The organism is Actinoplanes sp. CA-051413, assembly GCF_050955795.1.
Classification (GTDB): domain Bacteria; phylum Actinomycetota; class Actinomycetes; order Mycobacteriales; family Micromonosporaceae; genus Actinoplanes.
The window spans coordinates 733566-746208 of sequence record NZ_CP192100.1; the positions used below are offsets into that span (position 1 = coordinate 733566).

Consider the following 12643-nt stretch of genomic DNA (forward strand, 5'->3'; position numbering starts at 1 on the left):
GCCCGACCCGGCGGCTCAGGGATCGGGCACCGACCGACCACATTTTGGGAGCGCTCCCATCATGGACCGTTCGGTGGATGTGTCGATCAAGATCGATGCGTGATGGTGTTCGCGGACTGCAACGCCATCTCCACGGGGGAGTGCATCGTGCGCGTTTCCAGCCGGTTCCGGCTGCTCAGCCATGCCCTGATCTGGGCACTCGTCATTTCTTTCCTCTTCGTCCTGCCATCCGCGCGGGCCTCGGCCGCGCCGTCGGCGACGCCGGGTGCGGGCCCGGTCAACAGCCCGCTGCCGACCACGGCGACCAAGAATCACGGCCTGCCCGCCGGTAAGCAGGCGCCTCCGGTGCCGCCCGCGGTCGAGGCCGACGGCAAGGTCCGGGTGCCGACCACAACCGAGAAGGCCCAACGGCGGGCCAAGGCGATCGCGGCCGCGCGGGTGGTGGCCGCCCGGCAGGCGGAGTTGCCGGGCCGGCCGATCGCCCGCCCGGGCTTCCTGCTCGGCGACACCTCGCTCGTCGTGTACTGGGACGCCGTCGTCGACGACGGTGATCCGACGTCGTGGGGCCGCTGGTTCGCGACCGTCACCGACGTCGAGTCCGGCGCCGAGCAGCGATCCGCCGAGCTCGGCAAGGCCGACCTGAGCCGGTGCTACAGCCCGGCTCTGCTGTGCCGCAGCTTCGGTGCCGCGGACGGCTGGGTGCTCGACCCGGCACGGGCCTACACGGTGACGATCACCGAGGTCGCGCCGGACGGCACGGAGCTGACCAGCGCAGCGTCGGCGCAGGCCAAGCCGCGCAAGACCGACGACGTGCCGGCGCTGCCCGCCGGGCAGGCCACCGGCTGCGGCTGCGCCACGGTGCTCGGCCCGACAGTGACCGCGCAGGCTCTGCGCGGCGCGACGGTGAACACGGCGACCGGCGCCTACCTGCGGGTGGAGAAGGACTTCGTGATGCCGTCGTACGGCATCCCGTTCAACCACGCGCGCTACTACTCGTCCGGCAACCCGGCCACCGGCATGTTCGGGCCGGGCTGGAGCTCCTCGTACGACATCAGGATCATCGCCGCCGACAACGGCGCGGTGCGGGTGCGGGCGGAGGACGGCTCGGAGGCGGTCTACACCGCGAACGCCGACGGGTCGTACGACCGGCCGGCCGGTGTCCGCGCCGGCCTGTCCAAGGTGGACGGCGGCTGGCAGCTGGTGCCGCCGGACCGGCGGGTGCTGCGGTTCAACGCCACCGGTCAGCTGCTCTCCATCAAGAACGCGCGCGGCTCCGGCGTGACGTTCGCGTACACCGCCGACGGGCTCCTCAACACCGTCACCGATGCCAGCGGTCGCGTGGTGCGCTTCGAGTCCCGTACCGATCTGCGGCTCGTCACGAAGATCACGCTGCCGGACGGCCGGTCGACCCAGTTCGACTACCAGAACGGGCGCCTGCTCAAGGTCCAGGATCCGCGCCGCAACGTCACCACCTACGGCTACGACGCCGGCGGCCGGCTCAACGACATCACCGACGCCCGCGGCAACAAGCTGATCCGCAACACCTACGACGCCGCCGGCCGGATCACCGAGCAACTGGACCCGGAGAATGCGCGCACCGAGTTCCGGTGGGACGCCGGCCAGCAGGTCGCCCGCACCACCGACCCGGACGGCGTGGCGGTCGTCGACGGCTACCGCAACAACGTGCTGCTCTACAGCCAGAACGCCGGCAACGACACCGTCAACCACCGGTACACCGGCAAGCTGAACAAGAGCCTGGTCGTCGACCCGAAGGGCAACCAGGAGGAGACCCGGTTCGACGACAGCGGCAACCCGGTCGCCCGGACCGCGCCGGAGCCGTTCGCCTTCACCGAGGCCAGCAAGTTCGACGACCGCAGCAACCTGACGAAGTACACCGACGGTCGCAAGAACGACTGGGACTACAAGTACAACGAGTTCAACGAGATGGTCGGGCAGAAGAGCCCGAGGCAGGACACCGGGTACGAGTACGCGTACGACACCAAGGGTCAGCTCGTCTCCCGGACCGACCCGCGCGGCAAGGTCACCCGCTACGAGTACGACACCCACGGCAACCGTACGGCGGAGATCGCCCCGACCGGCCGGCGCACCGAGATGACGTACGACGGCACCGGCCGCCTCGCCTCGGTGGTCGACCCGCGCGGCACCGTCGCCGGGGGCAACAAGGACGCCTACCGCACGCGGTACGTCTACAACGAGCAGAGCCAGATCACCGAGGTGTGGCAGCCGGGCAAGGCCCAGCCGTCCCGCACGGTCTACGACGAGCTCGGCAACGTGGTCGTCACCACCGACCCGCTGAGCAACTCGACCCGCTTCACCTACGACAAGGCGAGCCGGGTCATCGAGGCCAAGGACCCGATCGGCAACGTCTCCGCGACGACGTACACGCCGGGTGGGCGGCGCGCCTCGGTGACCGACGGCGAGGCCAACAAGACCTCCTGGACGTACGACGGCAACGGCCGGGTGGCGACCGAGACCTCGCCACGCGGCAACGCGGACCCGCCGCGGGCCGCCCTGTTCACCGCGGTTTTCCACTACGACTACAACGGCAACCTGATCCGCGCCGACCGGCCGTACGGCTCCGACGGTCAGCGGGTCGAGGTGGACACCGCCTTCGACGCCCTGGACCGCCCGACCACCCAGCGCGACCAGTTCAAGCAGGGCACCACGGTCGGCTACGACAACAACGGCAACGTCGTCTCGATGACCAACGAGCGCGGCGAAGAGCTGACCAACACCTATGACGAGGCGAACCGCCGTACCGGAAGCTCCGGGCCCGCCGCGGGCGCGGCCGGCATCCAATACGACGACGCGGGCAACCCGGTCCGCCAGACCACCCCGACCGGCGGTGTGATCACCACCCGGTACGACGACGACGGCCGCGTCGTCGCCGTCACCGAGCCGCGCGGCAACGTCTCCGGCGCCGACCCCGACAACTTCACCACCCGGTACGCCTACGACCGCGCCGGCAACCCGGAGGCCGTGACCGACCCGCTGGGCAACGTCACCAAGGTCGACTACGACGGGGTCAACCGGCCTACGGCGCAGACCGACGCCAACGGCAAGACCACCCGCTTCACCTACGACGCCGCCGACCGGCTCGCCACGGTCATCGGCCCGGACGCAACCAACGGGCAGGGCCTGGTCTACGGCTACAACGCCAACGGTCAGGTGATCAAGCGGACCGATCCGCTCGGCCGTACCGCCTCAACCGAGTACGACCGGGCCGGGCGCACCACCGTGACCACCGACCCGATCGGCCGTCGCCGCGAGTACGTCTACGACGCCGACTCCAACGTCATCCAGGAGGTCACCGCCCGCATCGTCGAGGAGGGACGACCGGACCCGAACCGGCCGGCGCGGTCCCTGTTCTACGCGTACGACAACCTGGGCCGGCTGACCAGCAAGCAGCTCGGCGCCGACGGGGTCACCTACTCGTTCGGCTACGACGCGAAGAACCGGGTGGTCAGCGCCGCGGATCCGGGCGGCGTGCAGTCGTACGTCTACGACGTCACCGACCGGCTCACGTCGGTGAGCCGCGGGTCGGAGACGTTCAAGTACGAGTACGACAGCACCGACCGGGTGACCGCACGGACCTACCCGGACGGCACGCGGATCGGCGCCACGTACGACGCCGGAGACCGGGTGCGTTCGCTCACGGCCACCCGCGGCGGGAGCAGTGCGGAGTACGGCTTCTCGTACGACGTCGCGGACCACCTGACCGGGATCACCTACCCGCAGTCCACCGGCGTCTCGGAGAGCCGGGAGTACGACCGCGCCGGCCGGATGACCCGGATCGCCGCGGCCAAGAGCGACACCACGCTGTCCGCGTTCGACCTCACCCTCGACAAGGTCGGCAACCCGACCCGGGTCGTCGAGACCGACGGCGAGCCCGGCCGGCCGACGGTCACCGAGGCCACCGCCTACACGTACGACGCGGCCAACCGGTTGACCGCCGAGTGCTTCGGCGCGCAGACCTGCGCCGGCGCGGTCGCCGACCGGACCGACTACACCTACGACCTGGTCGGCAACCGCAAGACCAAGACCCGGGTCGCTCCGGGCGAGAACACCACGACCAGTTACACGTACGACGGTGCCGACCAGCTGACCCGCGAGAACGTCACGGGCAGCCGCTCGAGCACCCGCTCGTTCGCGTACGACCTCGAGGGCAACCAGACCGAGGCCGGGTCGGACCGGTTCACGTACGCGCTGGACCACACCATGACGTCGGCGACCGTCGGCAGCAAAACCACGAATTACACGTACGACGCCACGGGCAACCGGATCAAGGCGGTCACCGGTTCCGGCGCGGGCGCGGTCACGCAGACCTGGAACTGGGACGTCAACGCCGGCCGGCCGGTGCTGGCCCAGGAGCGGCAGACCGACGCCGCCGGCACGGTGGGACGCGATTACCTGTACGACCCGTCCGGGCAGCCACTCGCCCTGATAGTGCCGTCCGCCGACGGGATGGCCGCGCACTCGTACCTGCGCGACTGGCTCGGCGGTGTGGCGGGTGTCGTCTCGCCGTCCGGAGCACCGGAATGGAGTTACGACTACGACGCGTTCGGCGTCGCCCGCGGCACCGGCCTCACCCAGGGCGGCACCAAGGTCGCCGAGGACGCGCCGGCCAACCCGATGCAGTACGCCGGGACGTACCAGGACGTCAGTCAGGGCGACCGGTACGCGATGGGTGCGCGCAGCTACGACCCGGGCACCGGCCGCTTCGCCTCGGCGGACCCGGTCGCCCAGCCCGCCACCGATCAGGCTGTGTCGACGTACTCGTACACCAATGCCCGTCCGACCGTGCTGACCGACCCCACCGGGGGCGATCCGGACGGCAACGGGATGACCCAGGCGTACGTCGACTACTACTCGTCGATGGCCTGCGCCAACAATCCGGCGGCCTGCCAGGGGACCGCGGACGCCAACACCCCGGCCGCCGGCGAGGGCGAGCAGGCGACCGACAACCCGGACTGGCTGAACTCGAAGAAGATCGTCGACGAGGCCGAGGGCTTCGTGAAGCAGATCGGCGACGAGATCGTCAATCTGATCCTCGACCTGGTCGGCTTCAACGACGCCAAGAAGTGCATCACCGAGGGCGACATCGTCGCTTGTGTCTCCACCGCACTGCAGGCGGTGCCCTGGGGCAAGATGTTCAAGGCGGCCAAGGTGGCGATCAAGGCCATCGGCGTCGGTCGTCGCCTCATCGACGCGTACAGCCGGCTGAAATCGGCCAAGAACGCGCTGTCGAGCATCCCGCGCTACATCAAGAAGGCGACCCAGACAGCGGACGAAGCCGCTGACAGCAAGAAGTACGCCGACGAGGCGGCGCAGGCGGCGAAGGGCGCCAAGGACGCCGGCGGCAAGGCGAAAGCGACCTCGCAGAAGGCGGCCGACAACGCCAAACAGGCGAAGAAGAAGGAATCGTCGGCCGGCGAGAGCTGCAAGATAGCCCAGGGCAACAAGACGCGTCTGGCGTCGAACTCGTTCGCCGCCGGCACCCTGGTGCTGCTGGCTGACGGCAGCAGCAAGCCGATCGAGAAGCTGCAGCCGGGCGACACGGTCACCGCCACCGACCCGGTGACCGGCGTGACCGAGCCGCAGCAGGTGACCGCCACCGTGGAGGGCACCGGCGACAAGGACCTCATCGACCTCACCCTGGTGGGTGCTGGTTCCGGTGGCGGCGGACCGCCGTCGGTCATCACCGCGACTGCGGGACACAAGTTCTACAGCCCCGACCGAGGCTGGATCCCGGCGGCCGAACTCACCACCGGCGACACCCTCCGGGACGAATCCGGCGCCGAGGTCAGCGTCGCGCTCGTCGGGGAACCGACCACCACCAGCACCACCGTCTACAACCTCACGGTCAGCGGCACCCACACGTACTACGTGGTGGCCGGCGACGAGCAGGTCCTGGTCCACAACTGCGGCGACGACGTCACCTGGGTGGACGAGGGCGGCGACCTGCGGGCCGGCCGGCGCGGCATGCCGTCGGAGGCCTACGACTACCAGTCGGGCGTGGCCGGAGCCCGGTCCAACGTGGCCACCGGCCGGTCGATGGCGCCGCAACTGGAGATGCCCGGACTCGGCGGCACCCCGGTGACGGCGAAGTTCGACGGCATCAACGGCAACGAGATCATCGACCGCAAGCTCAATCCGCGATTCACCGCCAAGGCCGTCGATCAGGCCCGCAGGCAGGCCGGGACCGCTGCCTATAATGGCTATCAGGCGGTGTGGGAACTGCCGACCCCGGATGCGGTCGCGGCCGCGAACAGATTCATGACGTACGCCGGCATCTCCAATATCGCCGTCAGATTGGCGCCCTAGATGAACTGCGAACCCCTGGTCAAGGCCATCGCAGCCGCGATGATGTTCCTGGAAGAATCGGGTGACGACGAGGTCGACCCGGACTCCGGGGAACGCGCCCTGGAGAACATGTCACATGCGCTCCTGCAATACGCGGGATCGGACCGGGACGAATTCCTGGAACTGATCGAAAGGGTCGCCGACGGTACGCCGGATGAGCACGATGCGCGATTCATCCGCGACATACCGCGCATGATCGGCATGGTGGAAAGCTAGACGTTCGCGCATTCAGTATTGCTGGCCGGGCGGCGCCCCGAGATCCTCGGGACGCCCCCGGCCAGCACTGTGTTCGGGCTCCTCTCAGCGTCGAAACTTACGGAACTTGTTCGGTAGCCATCCGGCCTGTCTGACTCGTCAGTTCCGGGACGAGATGCCCTGGTTGGGATGCTTGAAGTCCGGTCGTTCATGAAGCTGAAACATTGACGAAGGCTGTTCGTTCGGCTTAGCGTACGAGGGTCTTCCGGTCTGTCCGCCCCGAAAGTTTCGGCATCGAGCTGATGTGTGCGGCGGGCCGACGCCCCTCAAAGGAGTGATCTTGAGAAAGGCATACCGTGTCGCCGTGGCCGTCCTCGCCACCTCGGCACTGATCGGCCCCGGCATCCAGCCGGCGCAGGCAAGTACGAAGGCAACCGGCGGCTCGTCCGTCGTGGACCGTCACCCCGGCCTGCGGAATCTGCCGCTGCGCTGGGCGGCGCCGCGTGACCTGCGCATCGGGACCGCGGTGGCCGGTGGCGGTCACCACCTCGAGCAGGACTACCCGGACCCGTTCACTTTCGACAAGCCGTACCGGAAGGTCCTGGCCCGGGAATTCAACTCGGTCTCTCCCGAGAACCAGATGAAGTGGGAGTTCATCCACCCCGAGCGCCGCAAGTACAACTTCGGCCCGGCCGACGCGATCGTCAAGTTCGCGCGGCAGCACGGCCAGGTCGTCCGCGGCCACACGCTGCTCTGGCACAGCCAGAACCCGGCGTGGCTGGCGGAGGGCGAGTTCACCAAGGCCGAGCTGCGCGCGATTCTCAAGGACCACATCACCACGGTGGTCGGCCGCTACCGCGGCAAGATCCAGCAGTGGGACGTCGCCAACGAGATCTTCAACGAGAACGGCGAGTACCGCCAGGAGAACATCTTCATCCGCGATCTCGGCCCGGGCATCGTGGCCGACGCGTTCCGCTGGGCGCACCGGGCCGACCCCAAGGCCCAGCTGTTCCTGAACGACTACGGCGTGGAGTGGCCGGGCGTGAAGGTCGACGCGTACGAGGCGCTGGCCAAGCAGCTGCTGGCCGACCGCGTGCCGCTGCATGGCTTTGCGTCCCAGGCCCATTTGAGCACGCGGTACGGCGCGCCGGACCAGCTGCAGGGTGTGCTGCAGCGCTTCGACGACCTCGGTCTGCACACGGCGATCACCGAGCTCGACGTGCGCATGGATCTGCCTGAGGGTGGTGTGCCGACTGCCGAGCAGTTGCAGACGCAGGCCGCGTACTACAAGACCGTCCTGGACGCTTGTCTCGCGGTTGAGGACTGCAACTCGTTCACCATCTGGGGCTTCACCGACAAGTACTCGTGGGTGCCGGTGTTCTTCCCTTCGGAAGGCGCCGCGACGGTGATGGGCAACAACTTCGAGCGTAAGCCGGCGTATTACACGCTCCGCGACACTTTGGCCGCGGCGCGCTGGAACCGCTGAGGTCGAATCGGGGGAGGCGGCGGCACTTCGGTGCTGCCGCCTTCGCGTTTCCCGGACAGGTCAGGCTGGCGCGGGGACCTGCCACAGGGCGCTGACCGGCATAGCGCGGAGCTTGTCCCCGAAGGGCAGGGTGGAAGTGCCGGTGTAGAGGACGATGCCGGCGATGAAGTCGTCGCCGAGGCGGTCGGCCAGCCGGCGTAGCCCGCGGAAGTCGTCGAGACCGACAGAGGTGGCGGCTTTGACCTCGATGCCGACGACCTGGCCGGATCTGTTCTCGAGTACGGCGTCGACTTCGTACTTGTTCTGGTCGCGGTAGTGGGAGAGGTCGGCTTGCTGCTCGGACCAGGTGAGCTGGCGGGACAGCTCGGAGAGAACGAACGATTCGAGCAGCGGACCGAACGGCGCCCCCGGCCTGAGCAGAGCGCGGGCATCAGTGGCGAGTTCATTGGCGGCGATGCCCGAGTCGACGAAGACCAATTTGGCGGCTGCGGTCGCTCGGGTGCCGAGATTGCGCGACCAGCCCGGGATCCGCTTGACCAGGAAGATCTCCTCCAGCGCCTGAAGGTAACGCGCCACCGTCGGCCGGCTCAGTCCTAGCGCGGACTCCAGGGAGTTGGCGGAGATGATGGTCGCGGACCTGGCGGCGAGCAGGCGGACCAGTTTGCGTAACTGGCCCTTGTGCTGAATGTCGGAGAGCTGCCGGACATCGCGGTCGACGAGCGCCTGAACGTACGCATCGAAGAACCGCTGGCGGCGGCGCGCGTCGTCTCGGGTTGTCGCTTCGGGCAGGCCGCCCCGAACGATTCTGGCCGCGTAGTCGGCCCGGGTCACCGTTGATTCGTGTCGCAGGCTGGGGCCGAGCGCGAAGATGGCATCGATGAAGCCGTCCGGCTCGTTGTCGATCTCGCCTTGGGAGAACGGCCAGAGCTCGACGGTTTCCATTCGGCCGGGCAACGCGTCGGGGGCGGCGACCATGCCGAACAGTCGCGACGAGCCGGTGAGCAGGTAGCGGCCGGGGCGGGGGTCTTCGTCGACGGCGGCCTTGATCGCCAGCAGCAGCTCCGGGGCGCGTTGGATCTCGTCGATGACCAGGAGCTCAGGGGAGTCGACGAATCCGACGGGGTCGGCGGTTGCGGCGGCTCGGTCTTGGGCTCGGTCTAGGTCGCGGCGCTCGGCGAGGCGATCGCCGGCGACGATGCGGACTAGGGTGCTCTTGCCGGCCTGGCGGGCCCCGCTGATCAGTACGACACGGGTGTCAGCCAGAGCAGCACCCACCTGTCCAGCGACGCGACGGGGGACGAGGTGCGGTGTGGGCACACCTCATGCTACCTGCAGTATTCGATCTGCGCGGCTACTCACTTTCGATCTGCGGGGTCATTCGCGTTCGAAATGCGGGTGGGTCGACGTTCTCTTTTGATGCGAGAAGGGCGACCGCGGAAGCACGTGCCGGGCAACTCATGCGCGGTCACCGGGCACGCCGGGCTGCGTATACGCGAAACTTGCTCCGCACGTCCTCCGACCAGTCACGGAAACCTCCGGTGGACCAGGTGGCGCTGAGGGGCCCCCAGGGGACGCCCGGGCACTCGTGGGTATCCCCAGCTAGGTAACATGTGGGCCGCAGGCCCTCGTAGCTAGGGATAAAGCATCGGTTTCCTAATGTGGACGCCCCGTGGTTCGTTCGGGCGTCAGCTGCAGAAACGCCAATCGCGGGCGTTACCGAATCAAGCGTTCGCTCGACGCGCGCTCCGTGGGTCGAGCGGTCGACGGTTGGCGTGAGTCGACTTCCGACCTACTCATCTGTAGTTGGCTCCGCAGCCTACTTCCCGGTGAGTCGCGTATCGCGCTGCTTCCTAGGCCAGCCGTCCGGTTAAGGGGCGCTGCGTCCTCCCTGATCCACGCGTCAGGGATCAGTTTCGCGTCCATCAGACACGCCGGACTGGAACGTCTGCGTTGGTGCTGGGCCATCGTCAAACGTCCGAGCAACACCGGAGCACCACAAAGTATCATCCCTGATCATCATTTCTTAACTACCTGAGTAGCCCCGACCGCATGCCCCCTGCCTGCCGTTTCGGCAACGTCGTTGGCGCTTCTATCACGCAGATGCTTGATATGTTCGGCGGGTCAGCAGCTTAACACTTCACGGACAGGTGAACCTCAGGTAAGTGCAGCGAAAATTGACTCGACGATTTCGGGGGATCCTGCAGAAACGAGCCGGGTGGTTGCGACGGGAGCGGGCGCCTGATCCGCGACAATGTTTAGTGCGTGCGCGAAACGCTTATCCGCTGTAAGAAAGACATCGCAATCACACAAATATGCGCTGTGCTGCGCGTCTATCGCGCCGGACTGCTCGACTTTGCGTTGCATCTGCGCCCAAACGATCGCCCAAGCTACCCAGTTCCGAAGCACGGCTTTTGCGTTAACGTCATAGAGCCACATAGCAAAAAACTCATCCTCGTGCCGCCTCAGCTCGCGAAGGTCAACGTAAGCGCCAACCCAGTCTGTGAAAGTAGAATCTTCCTTCGTCACGATCGCCCGAGAGCCTACAACTATCACCTGGTACCAGTACAGCACCGCATTTTCGGCTCTCCATAGTGCGACCGGGCGCTCGTCGCGCCATCCCCTGCCTTTGAGTGCGTCGCCAGGCTGAGGGCTAGCCACAAGAGCATTGAGATCGAGGATGTCGAAAGCCTCAGCCTTTGCATTCGATGCGTTCGTTCGCTGATTTCTGGTGATGAGGTCTTGGTGGCTTCTCTCAGCGCCGTCAACTCGAGTTACGCTCGCCCGATGACGGGCCTCGCGCCATATGCGCTTAGTCCAGAAGCTGTTGAGACTAGCCACTTCTGCGGTGTCGGGCATCCGCCGTAACCACTCCGGGTGCAATCTGCGGATCTCGGCAATTACCTCCTCGCACATCGCCTGAGCCTCAGTCGGTGGCCGAAGCCGTCGACCACTACATAGCGCGTCGACTATAGCCATGCGACGTCCGAGGTCACGCGTGTAAAGAACCTCGAGCAGGATGCTCGGCGGCGTCACGATCCGCAGGCCCGCCGCTGCGGCGCGGGCATCAAATTTGGCTACCTCGCCGGAGTCGGCCAGGTAGCTCCAAATGTTGGTGTCCAGGGCAACTCGCATTCGCTAATGATGCCGGATCGGTCTACGAACGTCGATCCGATTGAATTGCCGGATCTCGTGGCGCTTCCCGAGCGCAGGCCTGCTGCCCTCTTAGCCGCCGCGCCAGAGGAGGGCGCAGAGACAGGCAGTCCGGATCGAGTCGAGGCCGCTCCAAATTCGGCCGTTCAGTCACCATGACGTCGCCGTTCGGGCACGTAGCGCGTCGTTGCTCGCGGTCTGTGTGCTGTTTCGGCACACTGTGACCGAAGTGGATTCGGTTGCACGGTGGGCGGAAGGACGACGAACGTCGAATGAGTGAGCTGCCGTCGCGCATCGGCCGGTACGCGGTCAGCCGAAGACTCGGCAGGGGCGGCATGGGTGAGGTGTTCCTCGCCTACTCGTCAGCGGGCTCACCGGTGGCCGTGAAGGTGATCCGCAGCGACCGGCTGGATCCGGTCACCCGGGCACGATTCGAACGTGAGGCGGCGATCGCCCGTACCGTGATCGGCACGAATCGTATCGCCCGGTTTCTGGAGGCTGACCCGTACGCGGATCGTCCCTGGCTGGCGATGGAGTACGTCCCGGGTTACACCCTCAAGGAGTATGTCCAGGAGCACGAAGTGCTACCGGTCCCTCTGGTGGCCAGCCTCGGCGCGCTTGTCGTAGAGGGCCTGGAAGCGGTACACGGATCCGGCCTGCTGCACCGGGACTTGAAGCCGCAGAACGTGATCCTCGGCGCCGACGGTCCGATGATCATCGACTTCGGGCTGGCGGCGTTCGTTGACGCCTCGTCGACTCATGACTCGCTGTCGACCAGCGGGATGGTCATCGGCTCGGTGCACTGCATGCCGCCCGAGCAGGCTGCCGGGAACCCCCGGGTCACCGCGGCGGCTGACATCTACGCGCTGGGCACGGTGCTGCTATACGCGGCGGCCGAGCATTTCCCTTACGACGGGCCGACCTGGCAGGCGATCATCTGGCAGATCACGAACCCGGAGATCGAACCGGACTTGACCGGAGTCCCCAGGCGCCTGCTTCCGCTGCTGCGGCGGATGCTCGCCTTCGAAGCGGATGAGCGTCCGACGATTCCCGAGGTGGCTGCCGCCTGCGCCGAGCTGCTGGAGGATGCGTCGATCAGTCCGGCTGACGCACGGCTGGCGCTCATCGGCCGAACTGCGGGCCGCCATCCGGATCTGCGTACGGGCCAGGTGCCGTCGCCGTCGATCGAGGCGAGGCTCGACGAGTTGAGCGGTCGGGGCGACTCCGACGCGGACGGGCCGCTCGATGTACCTCCGGCGGCTCCCAAGCCCGTAGAAGCAGAGACGCCAGAGAAGCCCGAGGCACCTGAGCCGCCGGTTCCGCCTCGGAAGCGAGCGGCACGGCCACCGGCATCCAGCCGGGTAGCGGCGGAGTTGCGAGCCGCCTACGCAGCCCAACCGACCCTGTAGCAGGGTGTAGGGCGGTCAG

The 12643-nt window shown here is 67.3% G+C and carries 6 protein-coding genes; 4 read left to right on the forward strand and 2 right to left on the reverse strand.

Annotation, left to right across the window (positions count from 1 at the left end):
- The first annotated feature begins 102 nt into the window (after positions 1 to 102).
- From ACQP2Y_RS03485 to ACQP2Y_RS03495, 3 genes are all read left to right on the forward strand, one after another.
- Positions 103 to 6345, forward strand: a complete 6243-nt coding sequence (locus ACQP2Y_RS03485) for a DUF6531 domain-containing protein (protein WP_433731716.1) — start codon at positions 103 to 105, stop codon at positions 6343 to 6345.
- On the forward strand, positions 6346 to 6600 hold the full coding sequence (locus ACQP2Y_RS03490; protein WP_433724522.1) for a hypothetical protein: 255 nt from the start codon (positions 6346 to 6348) through the stop codon (positions 6598 to 6600).
- A 313-nt stretch (positions 6601 to 6913) separates the two neighbouring features.
- A complete protein-coding gene (locus ACQP2Y_RS03495) occupies positions 6914 to 8065 on the forward strand; it encodes an endo-1,4-beta-xylanase (RefSeq protein ID WP_433724524.1) in 1152 nt (383 codons plus the stop codon).
- Positions 8066 to 8125: 60 nt separating this feature from the next.
- Here ACQP2Y_RS03495 and ACQP2Y_RS03500 read toward each other — a convergent pair whose 3' ends face one another.
- Both ACQP2Y_RS03500 and ACQP2Y_RS03505 read right to left on the reverse strand, forming a co-directional pair.
- Complete coding sequence (locus ACQP2Y_RS03500; protein WP_433724526.1) at positions 8126 to 9382, reverse strand: ATP-binding protein; 1257 nt, start codon at positions 9380 to 9382, stop codon at positions 8126 to 8128.
- Between the two features lie 837 nt (positions 9383 to 10219).
- On the reverse strand, positions 10220 to 11197 hold the full coding sequence (locus ACQP2Y_RS03505; protein ID WP_433724528.1) for a hypothetical protein: 978 nt from the start codon (positions 11195 to 11197) through the stop codon (positions 10220 to 10222).
- A gap of 290 nt (positions 11198 to 11487) precedes the next feature.
- Between ACQP2Y_RS03505 and ACQP2Y_RS03510 the strand changes: the two genes are divergently transcribed.
- The gene (locus ACQP2Y_RS03510) at positions 11488 to 12624 is read left to right on the forward strand and encodes a serine/threonine-protein kinase (protein WP_433724530.1); all 1137 of its coding nucleotides are present in this window, start codon (positions 11488 to 11490) and stop codon (positions 12622 to 12624) included.
- Positions 12625 to 12643: the final 19 nt, after the last annotated feature.

Coding starts and splice junctions, on each gene's coding strand:
- ACQP2Y_RS03485 (WP_433731716.1), top strand. CDS start 103: ATGGTGTTCGCGGACTGCAACGCCATCTCCACGGGGGAGTGCATCGTG.
- ACQP2Y_RS03490 (WP_433724522.1), top strand. CDS start 6,346: ATGAACTGCGAACCCCTGGTCAAGGCCATCGCAGCCGCGATGATGTTC.
- ACQP2Y_RS03510 (WP_433724530.1), top strand. CDS start 11,488: ATGAGTGAGCTGCCGTCGCGCATCGGCCGGTACGCGGTCAGCCGAAGA.
- ACQP2Y_RS03505 (WP_433724528.1), bottom strand. CDS start 11,197: ATGCGAGTTGCCCTGGACACCAACATTTGGAGCTACCTGGCCGACTCC.